Source organism: Bacteroides sp. AM37-9 (assembly GCF_003603455.1).
Lineage (GTDB): Bacteria > Bacteroidota > Bacteroidia > Bacteroidales > Bacteroidaceae > Bacteroides > Bacteroides xylanisolvens.
This window is the reverse complement of sequence record NZ_QTNF01000046.1, coordinates 26,798-42,577: the sequence shown is the minus strand read 5'-3', so window position 1 is coordinate 42,577 and position 15,780 is coordinate 26,798. Positions and strand designations below refer to the sequence as shown.

The window sequence follows — 15,780 nt, the reverse complement described above, 5'->3', positions numbered from 1 at the left end:
TCTTTAGACTGGCTAAGATTTATGCATACCCCCAATGATTATCGGGTGAGCCAGAATATGTAGTAAAAGATTTGGGAATCTTTCACTCTAAGGTTTGTGATTGGTGGCAGAATGAGCACTACACCTGGTGGAGCACAGTACAGTTACCATCATATTCGGCGGAAACTGTGATTTGGTTAGAAGGAGATGCTTCAGCTCCTTTGTCACAACAGTTATTGGATTTACAGGCCTTGTTGGAGGATTGGAAATCAGTGATTGCCCGAGTGGAAAGTTTATTACCTAATGAAAGCCGATTGGCACATAAAGAAGAAGCATATATTTCGTGGCAGAATAGATTTTATCCGGAAGAAATAAAAGCATCCGTCAAGTACAACGATAGCTGGGAAATCACATTTACCACAGACGATTTGGATTATTGTTTCAGCTTTATTTGGAAAAATAACACTGTGCGAGATTTAGCCCTATATTAACTAAATGATAGCAAACTGTCTAAAATCAGTTAGCAACTTAACACTAGCAATAATAATTAAATAATAGAAAGTTATGAAAATAATTAATGAAGAAAAGCTGAAGCCAGTTATAACTTCAAAGCAAGTTATGATTGAAAATAAACCAATAACTAATGTTATATACGATGATGATGGTGATTGGCTATGTTTTCATGCATATACAATTAAAGAAGATGATGCTTATATTGTTTCAATAGAACAAATTATCGAACATGATAAAACTCTACTTTCTTTGCCTGATTTGAGAGAAGGAGAAAAAGTCAGACGTTCCAATATCAATGAATTGTGGGAAAAGTATTAGGTTCTGCATTGCAAACATTCATAATGTATTGCTAACAAACAGCACACCTCCAAAAGCATACGCTGCCGAACATTATCACCCGCAAAATAAGACAGAAAATGAACACTGAATACAAAGGCTTAAAAATAGCGGAAGATGCAAAATTTGAGAATATGGATTTTGTGGATTATGATTTCACAAAGTCGGATATCACCGAAGTCGTTTTTAAGAACGTGAACTTCCGTAATTGCATCTTCAATAAAACAATTTGCGGACATACCAGATTTTGGTGCTGTTTCTTTGAAAACTGCACATTTACAAGAGTCAATTTGTCTGCTACCTACCTCGGAGCTTGGGGCGGTGGGCAGAATAATTGCACTTTTGTCAAATGTAAATTAGGTAAAATCACAAACGCTTCATATATAACAAATACCGTATTTGAGAACTGCAAGATAAAAAGTTACATAATATATTGTCTTTATATGGAAAATGTTCGCTTTGTAGGTTTGATAGATGATTTTATGATACAGAGAATGAGAAAAGAGGAAATCACACAGTATCAAACTTCAGATAAAGCAGAACAAGTTATCTTCCGGATTAAGAAACATACAAAAATGGAGAATATCCTTGATGCTTCTAAAGTAATCATGAAGAATATCGATTTTTCATTGGCAACGATGCAATTCATCAATTTCAAAGAATGTGAATTAGAGCATATCATCCCACCTATAGATGATAAACATCTATTAATCGGTAAGAATTTGGATAAAATTACCGCAAGAGTATCAGAAGAGATTGAAAAAGACTGGTATAATGCAGATAATAAAAGTTGGGCTTTGAATTGCATAAAAAACGTACTAGAAGAAGCACCGATAACGATTGTTTGCTGGCATGAATTCAAACATTTTGAGAATGAGGAGTTTGCTGATAGGTTAATGGAGCTATTTATAAAAGCAAAAAGGGAATTGGACGATAGCAAACAGCTAACAACATAATGCTGCACACTACCGGATATTATTAACCAAGTAAACAAAAAATATGGAACTAGAAAAATGTCTCTTATATAAAGCAATCCTTGCCCCAACTGACCAACCGTCTTTGGGTTGGATTGGAGGATGTCCACCTGCTTATTGTGGTGAAGAGGATACTTCTTTTACAGGTTATCTCTTTTATATGACTTTAATATTACCTAATAAGCAAAGACAAATATCTATTTTTCTACCTGAAGATTGGGAGATCTATCTATGCAAGAATAGGTACCCCGATTGTGCAATCAAGGTTATTGAACATGATATTTCTTCGGAAGGTACAAAAACAGAGCTACAACATCCGGCAATTATAAAACATGATATTATCCTTTATAAAGAATGTTGTGATACTGAAACGGGAAATGAGCCTTTCCTGGTAAAGCTGGGTGGTATCCCCCGCTTAGTACAAAATAAAAAATTCTATTATGATCAGCTAGAAAAAGATGGATATTCTTTTTATATGCAAATAGATGAAGACGGCTATCCTCTTGATGGACTACTGAAAGGTAATTATCCTTTCTGTTATGGCGCATTATATTTGTATGCCAAACAGGATAATAACATTGTGGAAAATATCATTGCCGGTTATTGGCAATCGACATAACAGAAAAAAGATTAATGACACATGGCATAATAATAGTAAACAAACAGCAGAATAGGTAAGAAAGAAATACCGCCGGACACTATAATAAAATAAATAAAAGAATTATGGCAAGATATGAATTAGGAGCAATCTATAAAATTGATGGCAAAAATAAGGGAACTTATTATGCAAGACTTCTAACAAAAGATTGTTATGGAGTTTTTGCCCCATTGAAAGGTGAATTAAACGAAGAAACATTCTCTCAAACTCCTTATCATCTCTATCTTATTTGCAATTCTTTTCCTGTGAAACGAGGCATATGGGAAAAAGTAATCCCTTCTCCTGATAAAACAGACATTAAACGCTGGCAACGTCCTGACTTGGCACATTTTGCTAATTTTAATAGGATTTTTTTTCTTAATCAATGCATTATCTCTCAAGATGGGCTGATACATGAATGCAATAAGAAGAATTTCATAAATTTGGTCAAGGCTGGAATGATTTCACATATTTTCAATAGACATGAAAATATTCCAGCATTTTTAATGGAATATTATGAAGAATATCCTAAAAGCTATATTATAAACAAGAAAATGATTCACACAGGAACTCCTGAATATCAAAAGGAACAATTAGAAGTCTTAGATGAATTGGGTTTTGATACGAAAAACTTATTATAATGCACACCTCAATAGTCCAAAATGGTAATTAGTTACCCACTATTAAGCAACCAATAAAAAATAAAACATATGGAAAATTACTACACAGTACTTTATGAAGGATGGCAGATGCAATGTTGCGGTCAGCCATTCAGTATAAACGATATGGTTAGATGGGATGTTTTTACTTTCAATAAAACACTAACTGACGTCAACCAAACAATAGAATACATATACAATGCACATTATGAAACGAGTGATGGATTACATATTTTACAAGGAACAGTCCATCAAATAAATGCGATTTATACAAAATATAAGCCATCTGCAGCCAATCCTCAATTTCTAATTCCTGTTTCAAGCCTTCTTAGAAGTGTGGTTGATGCTAACGGATATGAAGAAGAAATTAATGGAATGACTTTTGACTCTTATATTGTAGTATTGAGAAACGTTAGCATTAAAAAAGTTACTAACCAAACAGTACGTGGTTTAAAGTAGCACACTGCTAAACATTGTTAGTTAAACAATAAAACTAAAATAACAAACATGGAAAAAGAACAAGATTTTTTTAGCAACCTGACACCAACAAGTGGCGGTTTAATCCTCGTCGCTTTGGGAGCTTTAGTTCTTATCGGGGCTATTCGCCGATGGGAATGGATATTTGACATGACGGGACAACGCAACGGAAGATTCAATTTTCTCCTGTGGCTATATGACGTATTCGGTGAAAAAGGATTGAGAGTCGGAATGATTATCAATGCTATCATCATCATGCTTGGTGGGATCGGGATAATGATATTTATGAAATCATGAAATACCGTGGGCAGGAGAAATCACATTTCGGAAATAAATAAAAGAGAAGAATATAGAACAAGACATTATTGATAATGAGTTGGCTATTCAACTTTGATCTCCTCCTCATGTTAAAGACCTCTTTCTACAGAAGTATTTTCTCCAAATCATCAGGTACATACGCCATTCCGGAAAACTCCCGGGATGCTTCTTCTGTATAAGACTTCTTGCGAGTTTCCAACGTCTTATCCTCCGTGTGATATAACAATAAATTCTTTACTCCCAATTGTTGTGCCAGCCTGCCTGCATCCTGTGCCGTACTATGATGTTTTTCATAAGGTTTAAAACGTTCACGGTCCGCATATAAACAGAATGCTTCACACAATAACCAGTCTACTCCTTCAGCATACGCACGGTTTTGCTCATTATATGGTTCATCTCCCAAACAAGCCAGAGACTTTCCATCAGGCAATAATGCCCGGAAGCCAAATTGTTTTTCTTTAGTGGAGGCAATATCGAAAAATTGTACATTCAAGTCTCCGAGCCGGAGAGTATCACCATGTTTGACGTCACAGAACTCAACATACTTATTGATAGCTCCTATAACCGAAACAGGAAGCGTCATGCGGCATATTTGATCCAACACCATCAATACTTTATCGTGTCCATACACACGAAACCTACCGGAATAGTGTCCATTGGATGCCCACTGCGCAATGATACGTATCATCCAGACAGCTCCCAGTATATGATCGGTATGAGCATGCGTCACAAACATATCATGTATACTGTCAATAGGCACATCCACTTTTTCCAACTGATTTAAAATTCCATTTCCCCCCCCTGCATCAACCAACAGCACTGTCTCTTTCGTTTTAAGGATAAAACAAGTATTATAGCATTTGGTTACAGTAGCATTACCCGTTCCGAGCATAATCAGTTCAGTCTCTATCTCATTCATTTCTTTCGTTGTCATTAATGTTGCTGATTCATTTGTCTATGGTCCAAAATAGTACTCATATTCTCCAAGGCCCATCCCACCAGTCCTTCAATATGAGGAATCAATGTACCGCCTGTATCTGTCAGGCAATACTCCACACGGGGAGGTACTTCAGCATACACTTTCCGTTCAACTAATCCATCTGATTCCAAAGTACGCAATGTAACAGTCAACATTCTTTGAGAGACATCTTCTATCGTTTTATGGATATCACTAAAACGCATAGTTCCATTTGCGTTCAGCGTAATAAGCACCAGCATCGACCACTTATCTCCCAAGCGGCTAAGCACATCTCTTATCGGACAATTCCCCGTCGGATGAAAGTTTTTCATTCTTTAACGTTTTGTATTTTATTGAGCTTCAGCAATAGTTACCTCTATGTAACTTCCTTATTTTCAAGTACGTTATTGCATTTCTCAAATAAGAAAGATACATTTGCATCACAAAAGTAATAAACTTACTAATAATAACTATTGTTTCATTTAAATAATTATGATTATGGCAAAGAAAGTTGCAGTTTTAGCAGTGAATCCGGTAAATGGTTGTGGACTATTCCAATATTTGGAAGCATTTTTCGAGAATGGCATTTCATATAAAGTATTTGCCGTATCGGATACGAAGGAGATTAAAACAAATTCAGGAATCAGCCTGACAGTGGATGATGTGATTGCTAATTTGAAGGGACACGAAGATGAGTTTGACGCACTCGTTTTCTCTTGTGGCGATGCAGTGCCTGTATTTCAGCAGAATGCCGATAAGCCTTATAATGTAGATTTGATGCAAGTCATTAAAACGTTCGGGGATAAAGGGAAAATTATGATTGGACATTGTGCCGGTGCAATGATGTTTGACTTTACCGGTATAACCAAAGGGAAAAAAGTAGCAGTTCACCCATTAGCCAAGCCAGCTATTCAAAACGGAACAGCTACCGATGAGAAATCAGAGATAGATGGTAACTTCTTCACCGCTCAAGATGAAAATACCATTTGGACAATGTTACCACATATAATTGAAGCATTAAAATAATGCCTACAGTGTAGATACAAAACAATAAATATAAACATTATAACATAAATCTACACATCCCAAGATGGAAAGGTATGTTCCTTTAAATAAAAGAAACGATGCGTTTCTCGGTGTGCAACAAGTCGTTTCTTTTAAAGGAACGACTTGTTGGTTTAAAAGGAAAAATGATAAACATACCACACTAGTAATCAAACATTTACAAATCATCAAAACAACAACACAACTACACGCCCAACTTTAATAATTTTCAACAAACATACAACATCCATACACCCATAAAAAATATATCCTCTCTATCCTATTCTCTTTCCGTACTATAATAAAGAAAAACGGAACATTATGAAAAAACAAAAACAGTATTCTTCATTCTTAAAAAGTCCGTATATTAGCAGCTTGAAGATTTGAAAGAGATGAACAGCATACTCATTTTGAGTTTATCTAACTAAAGATGCCTAAAACAATATGACCAGAGAGAAAGAAAATTACAATGCATTTTTACTTCATTTTTTAGAAAGGTTGAATGGCTGTGAATCTATTGAAAACAAAATCACAGAATCACTGACAGATATTTGCGAATACTACGGTTTTAAAAGAGGATTCATTTACCAAACTGATGGATTTCGCTACTTTTATCTAAAGGAAACTGTCGGAAATAGCGACAACATCCTGCGACAACGTTTTGAAATCAGCGAAATGACCAATCAACATGCTGCGCGTATAAATGGAAAGAACAAACCTTTTTATGCTTGCAGAAACCAAAATACTTCATGGAATGATGTAGACATCGTGGATTTTTATAAAGTCGACTCATTACTAATCCGGCAAATTCAAGACTCCGAAGGGAAAATTATCGGATTTATCGGATTTGGAGACAGAGAACATGCAATATCCTTCACCGACGAAGAACTTCAAGTGATTCATCTCATTTTAGGCTCCCTCTCCAAAGAAATAGCAGTGCGGGAATATAAAGAAAGAGAAGTGCGGGCAAGCAAGACATTAAGCAGCATCATGAATAATATGGGAGTTGACATTTATGTGAACTCTTTTGATTCTCATGATATGCTATATGTCAATGAATCTATGGCCGCTCCTTATGGAGGCATCGAACATTTTGAAGGAAAAAAATGCTGGCAGGCTCTTTATAAAGATAAAACCGGAGAATGTGAATTTTGTCCTAAAAAACATTTGATTGACGAAAACGGGCAACCTACCAAAGTCTACTCCTGGGACTACCAACGCCCGTTTGACAAATGTTGGTTCCGGGTATTCAGCGCAGCATTTGCCTGGATTGACGGACAAATAGCACATGTTATAACCAGTGTCGATATCAACCATCAAAAAACGATTGAAGAAGAACTAAGAGTAGCCAAAGAAAAAGCAGAAAATCTGGACCGCTTAAAATCAGCCTTTCTCGCTAACATGAGTCACGAAATCCGCACTCCGCTAAATGCGATTGTTGGTTTTGCAAGTCTGTTGGTTGAATCGGACGACAAAAAAGAACGTCAGGATTATGTTGACATTATGCAGGAAAACACAGAACTTCTTTTGCAGTTGATTTCCGATATTCTCGATTTATCGAAAATAGAAGCCGGAACACTCGACTTCACCATGGATCACCTGGATATCAAGAGCTTCTGCGAAGATATAATGCGCAATTATGATATAAAAGAAGATAAACCCGTACCCGTTTTGCTGGCTCCGGATTTACCTGAATATTATATTTACACAGACAAAAAGCGTTTAATGCAGGTTATTACCAATTTCATAAATAATGCTCTCAAATTTACGAATGAAGGGCAGATTATATTGGAATATCGCCATAAAGCAGAAAGTAACGAGATAGAATTCGCTGTCACAGACACAGGTATGGGGATTGCGCCCGATAAAGTAGATCAGGTGTTCGACCGATTTGTAAAACTCAACTCTTTTTCAAAAGGCACGGGCTTAGGTCTATCTATTTGCAGAAGTATCATCGAACATCTTGGCGGCACTATCGGTGCCGAATCCGAAATAGGAGTCGGCAGCCGTTTCTGGTTCACACATCCCTTGCGCTTAAATCAATAAGAAATAATAAAAAGAACCTGCCCTACTTATCAATAGTAGGAACAGGTTATACTTTTTTTCTATGGAGTGTCTCCCTCATCTATAGAAAGATCAATGAAATAATGCCTTCTTTCGACTTCCTTTTTGCCACTTCCTGTGAAAAACACTACTTTTGCATCGCTATTTTGATTTTAGAATAAAACAAATACCCAACGTTCATTTATGACTGAAGAAAAAATACATAAAGACCGTCCCGGAAACTGGTGGGCATTAAGCCCGTTACTCGTATTCCTTTGCCTCTATCTGGTAACTTCCATCCTCGTCAACGACTTTTATAAAGTACCTATCACAGTGGCTTTCCTCGTCTCTTCCTGTTATGCCATCGCCATTACACGCGGCTTGAAACTGGACCAGCGTATCTATCAATTCTCGGTAGGAGCTGCCAATAAGAATATCCTCCTGATGATATGGATATTCATCCTTGCCGGAGCTTTTGCCCAAAGCGCAAAGCAAATGGGTGCAATCGATGCCACCGTCAATCTGACGCTGCATATTCTTCCTGACAATTTATTGCTGGCAGGTATCTTTATTGCCGCCTGTTTCATCTCTTTATCCATCGGAACCAGTGTGGGAACTATTGTCGCCCTTACTCCCGTTGCCGTAGGACTGGCAGAAAAAACTGAAATAGCTCTCCCCTTTATGGTAGCCGTCGTAGTAGGCGGTTCTTTTTTCGGAGACAACTTATCTTTTATCTCCGACACCACCATCGCTTCGACAAAAACCCAGGAATGTGTAATGCGTGATAAATTCCGTGTAAATTCTATGATTGTCGTCCCGGCAGCCATCATTGTGTTGGGAATTTACATATTTCAGGGACTATCCATTACAGCTCCCACCCAAACACAGACCATTGAATGGATCAAAGTTATACCTTATATAATAGTATTAGGAACAGCCATTGCCGGAATGAACGTGATGCTCGTACTCATAATAGGTATATTGACAAGTGGCATCATTGGCATTGCGACCGGCAGCTTCGGGATCTTCGACTGGTTTGGTGCCATGGGAACAGGAATTACAGGAATGGGAGAACTGATTATTATCACTCTGCTGGCCGGAGGGATGCTCGAAACAATCCGTTATAACGGTGGTATCGATTTCATTATCCAGAAACTCACCCGCCACGTCAATGGTAAAAGAGGAGCCGAATTAAGCATCGCAGCCCTGGTAAGTATCGCCAACTTATGTACTGCCAACAACACGATTGCCATTATCACAACAGGACCGATTGCCAAAGATATTGCCGTGAAATTCCATCTCGACCGAAGAAAAACAGCCAGTATCCTCGATACTTTCTCCTGCCTGATACAAGGGATTATTCCATACGGAGCGCAGATGCTGATTGCAGCGGGACTTGCCAGTATCTCCCCCATCAGTATCATCGGCAATCTCTATTATCCGTTTACAATGGGAGCATGCGCCCTGCTCGCGATTTTGTTCCGCTATCCAAAACGGTATTCGTAAAAAAGATACGAAATGTTTGTCAATCAAAAGAAAAGCCGTATCTTTGTGCCCGCTATTACGAGATAATAGCATAATTCAAATCAATCATTAAAAACAATTATTTAAAATGGCAACTAGAATCAGATTGCAGAGACACGGACGTAAAAGTTACGCGTTCTATTCAATTGTAATTGCAGACAGCAGAGCACCACGTGATGGTAAATTTATTGAGAAGATTGGTACTTACAACCCTAACACCAATCCTGCTACAGTAGATTTGAATTTCGACGCTGCATTGGCATGGGTACTGAAAGGTGCACAACCAAGTGACACTGTACGTAACATCCTTTCTCGTGAAGGAGTTTACATGAAGAAACATCTTCTGGGCGGTGTAGCAAAAGGCGCATTCGGAGAAGCAGAAGCAGAAGCTAAATTCGAAGCTTGGAAAAACAACAAACAGTCAGGTTTGGCTACTTTGAAAGCTAAACAAGACGAAGCTAAGAAAGCTGAAGCTAAAGCACGTCTGGAAGCAGAAAAGAAAATCAACGAAGTGAAAGCAAAAGCACTCGCTGAAAAGAAAGCTGCTGAAGCTGCTGAAAAAGCTGCTGCTGAAGCACCTGCAGAAGAAGCTGCCGCAGCTCCGGCTGAAGAAGCTCCTGCAACAGAAGCTGCTGCTGAATAATTTTCAGCAGATTCCGAACAAGAAATTAGGAAAAAGCAATAAATCCTCTCCGGTCCGCCGGAGGGGATTTTTTTATTACTTTATGCTATAAAACATATCAAATTATTTATTCCGTTCAGAATAAAATGCCTTTCTTTGCATCAGCATAGTTCAGCACAGTATTACTTATTTTTCGAATATGAAACGAACTGATAAAAAGGCAACATTCGGACAACAGGCAAGCAAGGTTACGCAACTAGCGGACGCACTTAGCCAGGCGATTTCCAGGAAAGAATTTCTTGAAGGAGATTCTTTGCCTTCCATCAATCAGTTAAGCGCTCAATACGGAGTATCACGTGATACAGTTTTCAAGGCTTTCCTTGATTTACGCGAACGAGGCTTGATTGACTCCACTCCCGGCAAGGGTTATTATGTGACGAGCCAGGTGACCAATGTCTTATTGCTGCTCGACCAATATACTCCTTTCAAAGAAGCCTTATATAACAGTTTCGTCAGACATCTGCCTATCAACTATAAGGTAGACTTATTGTTTCATCAATACAACGAACGGTTGTTCAATACGATCCTCCGGGAATCCATCGGAAAATACAACAAATACATCGTGATGAATTTCGATAACGAGAAATTCAGCACTGTTCTCAATAAAATTAATCCTTCAAGATTATTACTTCTCGATTTCGGCAAATTTGAAAAAGAAAAGTATTCATATATCTGCCAGGATTTTGATGATTCTTTCTATCAGGCATTGAATCTGCTCAAGGAAAGGTTAAGGAACTATCACCAGCTCGTTTTTCTGTTTCCCAAAAGCCTGAAACACCCTCAAAGCAGTAAGGTATATTTTACCCGTTTCTGCCAGGAACAGGGATTTCTCTGTGAAATACAGGAGGATATTGAGAACCTGATTGTACGTAAGGGAGTTGCCTATATCGCTATCAAACAACAAGACGTAGTAAAGGTGGTGAAACAAGGAAGATTGGAAGGGCTGAAATGCGGAAAAGATTTTGGCCTATTGGCTTACAATGATATTCCTTCCTATGAAGTGATTGACGAAGGAATAACCTCATTGAGTATTGATTGGGAAATGATGGGAAATGAAGCGGCCAATTTTGTTCTCAATAATGTACCGGTGCAGAAGTTCTTGCCGACGGAAGTAAGACTTCGAAAGTCGCTTTAATTTTTTTTGCGAAAGAATCAGCACAGTTCAGCACAGATATTAATTAATCCTTTAATAGATAGAAACCATGAAAAAGTATCCAAAAATCGGGATTCGTCCCACAATCGATGGTCGCCAGGGTGGCGTTCGCGAAAGCCTTGAAGAGAAAACAATGAATTTGGCAAAAGCAGTAGCCGAGTTAATCAGCAGCAACCTGAAAAACGGTGATGGCAGTCCGGTGGAATGTGTTATAGCCGATAGCACGATCGGACGCGTAGCCGAAAGTGCCGCTTGTGCGGAAAAGTTTGAAAGAGAAGGGGTCGGCTCTACCATTACCGTCACTTCTTGCTGGTGCTACGGTGCTGAAACGATGGATATGAACCCGCATTATCCGAAAGCTGTCTGGGGATTCAACGGCACAGAACGTCCGGGAGCTGTATACCTTGCTGCTGTACTTGCCGGACACGCACAAAAAGGCCTTCCCGCATTCGGTATCTACGGACGCGACGTTCAAGATTTGAACGACAACACAATCCCTGAAGATGTATCGGAAAAGATTCTTCGCTTTGCACGTGCCGCACAGGCAGTAGCTACGATGAGAGGCAAATCTTACCTGTCAATGGGTAGTGTATCTATGGGTATCGCCGGTTCCATCGTTAATCCTGATTTCTTCCAAGAGTATCTGGGAATGCGTAATGAGTCAATAGACCTCACAGAAATCATCCGTCGAATGGACGAAGGCATCTATGACCACGAAGAATACGCCAAAGCCATGGCCTGGACTGAAAAAAATTGCAAGACAAACGAAGGTGAAGACTTCAAGAACCGTCCTGAAAAACGTAAAACCCGTGAACAGAAAGATGCTGATTGGGAATTCATTGTAAAGATGACGATTATCATGCGCGACTTGATGACCGGAAATCCCAAATTGAAAGAAATGGGATTCAAGGAAGAAGCCTTGGGACACAATGCCATTGCAGCCGGTTTCCAAGGACAACGCCAATGGACAGACTTCTATCCTAACGGTGACTATCCGGAAGCTCTGCTCAACACTTCTTTTGACTGGAACGGTATTCGTGAAGCATTTGTCGTAGCTACCGAGAACGATGCCTGCAACGGCGTAGCTATGCTGTTCGGACATTTATTGACCAACCGCGCCCAAATATTCTCCGACGTACGTACTTACTGGAGTCCTGAAGCCGTGAAACGTGTAACCGGCAAAGAATTGAGCGGATTGGCAGCAAATGGTATCATTCATCTTATCAATTCCGGCGCAACGACTCTCGACGGTTCCGGCCAATCATTAGACGCGGCAGGCAGTCCGGTTATGAAAGAACCATGGAACCTGACGGACGCTGACGTAGAAAACTGCCTGAAAGCAACTACCTGGTATCCGGCAGACCGTGACTACTTCCGTGGCGGCGGTTTCTCTTCCAACTTCCTGTCAAAAGGTGGCATGCCCGTAACCATGATGCGCCTCAACCTGATTAAAGGCTTAGGCCCTGTCCTGCAAATCGCAGAAGGATGGACAGTAGAAATAGATCCGGAAATCCACCAAAAACTGAATATGCGTACAGATCCTACATGGCCTACCACCTGGTTTGTACCGCGTCTATGTGAAAAACCTGCTTTCAAAGATGTATATTCAGTAATGAATAACTGGGGAGCCAATCATGGAGCCATCAGTTATGGACACATCGGTCAGGACTTAATCACTCTTGCTTCCATGCTCCGCATCCCGGTATGCATGCACAATGTAGAAGACAACGAAATATTCCGTCCGGCAGCTTGGAACGCCTTCGGCATGGATAAGGAAGGAGCGGACTACAGAGCTTGTACCACTTACGGTCCTATCTACAAATAATTTTAATTCAGACAAAAGAACATAAGGACAAAAGATAAAACAACTTCAATAAACAGCTATAAATAATTCTATTAGCGCAGACCTTATGTTCTTTTGTTCTTATGTCTAAATAAAAGCAATTTCGACTCACTTAATTCTAATTTTTTTATCTTTGCAATTATGATTACCAACGAACATATCGAACAGTTCATCCAACAAGCACACCGTTACGGGGATGCAAAGTTAATGCTTTGCAGCAGCGGTAACCTTTCCTGGAGAATCGGTGAAGAAGCATTGATTTCCGGTACGGGTTCCTGGGTTCCCACACTTGGCAAAGAAAAAGTATCTATCTGCCATATTGCCAGCGGCACTCCTACCAATGGTGTAAAACCTTCTATGGAAAGTACATTCCATTTAGGGATTCTCCGCGAACGTCCGGACGTCAATGTCGTTCTCCACTTCCAATCGGAATATGCCACGGCTGTCTCCTGCATGAAGAACAAACCGACAAATTTCAATGTAACAGCAGAAATTCCCTGTCATGTAGGTTCGGAAATACCTGTGATTCCGTATTATCGTCCCGGCTCACCGGAACTAGCAAAAGCTGTGGTAGAAGCCATGTTAAAGCATAACTCGGTTTTACTAACCAACCACGGACAAGTGGTATGCGGAAAAGACTTCGATCAAGTATACGAACGGGCTACCTTCTTTGAAATGGCTTGCCGCATCATCATTCAATCCGGCGGTGATTATTCAGTACTCACACCGGCAGAAATTGAAGACCTGGAAATCTACGTATTAGGAAAGAAAACCAACTAATATCCGGGCAATATACCATGAAAGATACCATCAAACACACTTATTTAGCAGCAGACTTCGGAGGCGGAAGTGGACGAATTATCGCCGGCTTCCTTCACCATGGCAAACTGGAGTTGGAAGAAGTATACCGCTTTTGCAATCGACAGGTCAAACTAGGAAATCATATCTACTGGGATTTCCCGGCACTGTTCGAAGATATGAAGACCGGACTGAAACTGGCTGCACAAAAAGGATATGCCGTAAAAAGTATTGGTATTGACACCTGGGGAGTGGATTTCGGACTGATTGACAAACATGGAAACCTGTTAGGAAATCCAGTCTGTTATCGGGACGCAAGAACAGAAGGAATACCGGAAGAAGTATTCAAGCTACTGGATGAACGCCAACACTATGCCGACACCGGTATTCAGGTAATGGCTATCAATACGCTGTTTCAACTTTACAGCATGAAACAGCATCAAGATGCGCAGTTGGAAATTGCCCGGCAACTGTTATTCATGCCCGACCTCTTCAGCTATTTCCTGACAGGAGTAGCCAATAATGAATATTGCATTGCCTCCACCTCCGAACTACTCGATGCCCAATCGCGGAACTGGTCAGTGGATACCATACGCGCCTTAGGTATTCCCGAACATCTGTTCGGTGAGATTATTCTCCCCGGAACAATCAGAGGGACTCTGAAAGAGGATATTGCCCGCGAAACAGGACTGGGTACCGTAGACGTTATTGCCGTCGGCTCACACGACACAGCCAGTGCCGTCGCCGCTGTTCCTGCCGTAGAAAATCCTATCGCTTTCCTTAGTTCCGGCACTTGGTCGCTACTGGGAGTGGAAGTGGATGAACCCATATTGACGGAAGAAGCAAGAAAAGCTCAATTCACCAATGAAGGAGGCGTAGACGGCAAAATCCGTTTCCTACAGAATATAACAGGATTATGGATTTTGCAACGCTTGATGAGTGAATGGAAAGCATGTGGCGAAGAACAAAATTATGATATAATCATCCCGCAAGCTGCCGAAGCACAGATTGCGACCATTATCCCTGTGGATGACGCAACATTCATGAATCCGGAAAATATGGAAAACGCTCTTATTCATTATTGTCGGCATCATGCTTTGCAAGTGCCGAAAAACAAAGCAGAAACCGTGCGATGTGTACTCCAGTCATTAGCTTTCAAATATCGGCAGGCGGTGGAACAGCTCAACCATTGTCTCCCCTCTCCGATCCGTCAGCTAAACATCATCGGCGGAGGATCACAAAACCAATTACTCAACCAACTGACAGCTGACGAACTCGGTATTCCCGTTTATGCAGGTCCGGTAGAAGCTACTGCAATGGGAAACATTCTGACACAGGCTATGGCAAAAGGAGAAATAGCCGATCTCCGTGAATTGAGAGAGATTGTAACTCGTAGCGTTACCCCACAAGTATATTACCCTAAAAAATAAAAGTATATGGAAACACCCAAAACCGGTTATCAGGTTCAATCTTATGACGTTCCCGTCAAACGATATTGCCAAACCCTCGATTTACACGATTCTCCGGAACTGATCGCTGAATATCGGAAAAGACATAGCCAAACGGAAGCATGGCCCGAAATCCTAGCCGGGATCCGGGAAGTCGGTATTCTGGAAATGGAAATTTATATCTTGGGAACACGACTGTTTATGATTGTCGAAACTCCCCTTGATTTTGACTGGGACACAGCAATGGAACGCCTGAACACGCTTCCCCGCCAACAGGAGTGGGAAGAATATATGGCCATCTTCCAACAAGCCGCTCCCGGAATGAGTTCCGCAGAGAAATGGAAACCGATGGAGAGAATGTTCCATTTGTATAACACTTAAAAAATACTAGAAA

General features: G+C 40.2%; 18 protein-coding genes and 1 pseudogene. 17 read left to right on the top strand and 2 right to left on the bottom strand.

The genetic code is table 11. The features are described 5' to 3' along the window. The first annotated feature begins 71 nt into the window (after positions 1–71). From DW862_RS23070 to DW862_RS23040, 8 genes and pseudogenes are all read left to right on the top strand, one after another. Positions 72–470 carry a hypothetical protein gene (locus DW862_RS23070; protein WP_120070716.1) on the top strand — a complete coding sequence of 133 codons (399 nt, stop codon included), beginning with the start codon at positions 72–74 and terminating at the stop codon, positions 468–470. Between the two features lie 73 nt (positions 471–543). Beyond that, a complete protein-coding gene (locus tag DW862_RS23065; protein WP_120070712.1) occupies positions 544–810 on the top strand; it encodes a hypothetical protein in 267 nt (88 codons plus the stop codon). A gap of 98 nt (positions 811–908) precedes the next feature. After that, a pseudogene (locus DW862_RS26655) lies at positions 909–1,037 on the top strand (pentapeptide repeat-containing protein); the annotation flags it as partial. A gap of 234 nt (positions 1,038–1,271) precedes the next feature. Beyond that, the gene (locus DW862_RS26515) at positions 1,272–1,784 is read left to right on the top strand and encodes a hypothetical protein (protein ID WP_233471865.1); all 513 of its coding nucleotides are present in this window, start codon (positions 1,272–1,274) and stop codon (positions 1,782–1,784) included. 43 nt (positions 1,785–1,827) lie between these two features. After that, entirely contained in the window at positions 1,828–2,421 is a 594-nt protein-coding gene (locus DW862_RS23055; protein WP_120070705.1) for a hypothetical protein, read from the top strand. A gap of 104 nt (positions 2,422–2,525) precedes the next feature. Further along, positions 2,526–3,080: a hypothetical protein gene (locus tag DW862_RS23050; RefSeq protein WP_120070701.1), complete on the top strand. Its 555-nt coding sequence runs from the start codon at positions 2,526–2,528 to the stop codon at positions 3,078–3,080. 69 nt (positions 3,081–3,149) lie between these two features. Continuing rightward, positions 3,150–3,557, top strand: coding sequence for a DUF6578 domain-containing protein (locus tag DW862_RS23045; protein ID WP_120070697.1), 408 nt, complete (start codon positions 3,150–3,152; stop codon positions 3,555–3,557). Positions 3,558–3,605: 48 nt separating this feature from the next. Beyond that, positions 3,606–3,872 carry an immunity 17 family protein gene (locus DW862_RS23040; protein ID WP_120070693.1) on the top strand — a complete coding sequence of 89 codons (267 nt, stop codon included), beginning with the start codon at positions 3,606–3,608 and terminating at the stop codon, positions 3,870–3,872. 124 nt (positions 3,873–3,996) lie between these two features. Here DW862_RS23040 and DW862_RS23035 read toward each other — a convergent pair whose 3' ends face one another. Beyond that, the gene (locus DW862_RS23035; protein WP_120070689.1) at positions 3,997–4,827 is read right to left on the bottom strand and encodes an MBL fold metallo-hydrolase; all 831 of its coding nucleotides are present in this window, start codon (positions 4,825–4,827) and stop codon (positions 3,997–3,999) included. After that, positions 4,827–5,183 carry a helix-turn-helix domain-containing protein gene (locus tag DW862_RS23030; protein ID WP_120070685.1) on the bottom strand — a complete coding sequence of 119 codons (357 nt, stop codon included), beginning with the start codon at positions 5,181–5,183 and terminating at the stop codon, positions 4,827–4,829. Before DW862_RS23030 ends, DW862_RS23035 begins: the two co-directional genes overlap by 1 nt. A gap of 166 nt (positions 5,184–5,349) precedes the next feature. On the opposite strand from DW862_RS23030, the gene DW862_RS23025 reads away from it, so the two are divergent. From DW862_RS23025 to DW862_RS22985, 9 genes are all read left to right on the top strand, one after another. Then, complete coding sequence (locus tag DW862_RS23025; RefSeq protein ID WP_074708345.1) at positions 5,350–5,877, top strand: DJ-1/PfpI family protein; 528 nt, start codon at positions 5,350–5,352, stop codon at positions 5,875–5,877. A gap of 462 nt (positions 5,878–6,339) precedes the next feature. After that, on the top strand, positions 6,340–7,941 hold the full coding sequence (locus tag DW862_RS23020) for an ATP-binding protein (protein WP_120070681.1): 1,602 nt from the start codon (positions 6,340–6,342) through the stop codon (positions 7,939–7,941). A 201-nt stretch (positions 7,942–8,142) separates the two neighbouring features. Beyond that, on the top strand, positions 8,143–9,444 hold the full coding sequence (locus DW862_RS23015) for a Na+/H+ antiporter NhaC family protein (RefSeq protein WP_004313189.1): 1,302 nt from the start codon (positions 8,143–8,145) through the stop codon (positions 9,442–9,444). 106 nt (positions 9,445–9,550) lie between these two features. Continuing rightward, positions 9,551–10,105: a 30S ribosomal protein S16 gene (locus DW862_RS23010; RefSeq protein ID WP_004300172.1), complete on the top strand. Its 555-nt coding sequence runs from the start codon at positions 9,551–9,553 to the stop codon at positions 10,103–10,105. Between the two features lie 178 nt (positions 10,106–10,283). Next, positions 10,284–11,279: a GntR family transcriptional regulator gene (locus DW862_RS23005; protein WP_004313190.1), complete on the top strand. Its 996-nt coding sequence runs from the start codon at positions 10,284–10,286 to the stop codon at positions 11,277–11,279. 67 nt (positions 11,280–11,346) lie between these two features. Beyond that, positions 11,347–13,122: an L-fucose isomerase gene (gene fucI, locus DW862_RS23000; RefSeq protein ID WP_120070678.1), complete on the top strand. Its 1,776-nt coding sequence runs from the start codon at positions 11,347–11,349 to the stop codon at positions 13,120–13,122. A 159-nt stretch (positions 13,123–13,281) separates the two neighbouring features. Next, entirely contained in the window at positions 13,282–13,920 is a 639-nt protein-coding gene (locus tag DW862_RS22995) for a class II aldolase/adducin family protein (RefSeq protein WP_120070674.1), read from the top strand. Positions 13,921–13,937: 17 nt separating this feature from the next. Then, positions 13,938–15,368 carry a rhamnulokinase family protein gene (locus DW862_RS22990; RefSeq protein ID WP_120070670.1) on the top strand — a complete coding sequence of 477 codons (1,431 nt, stop codon included), beginning with the start codon at positions 13,938–13,940 and terminating at the stop codon, positions 15,366–15,368. Between the two features lie 6 nt (positions 15,369–15,374). After that, entirely contained in the window at positions 15,375–15,767 is a 393-nt protein-coding gene (locus DW862_RS22985) for an L-rhamnose mutarotase (RefSeq protein ID WP_120070666.1), read from the top strand. Positions 15,768–15,780 lie beyond the last annotated feature (13 nt).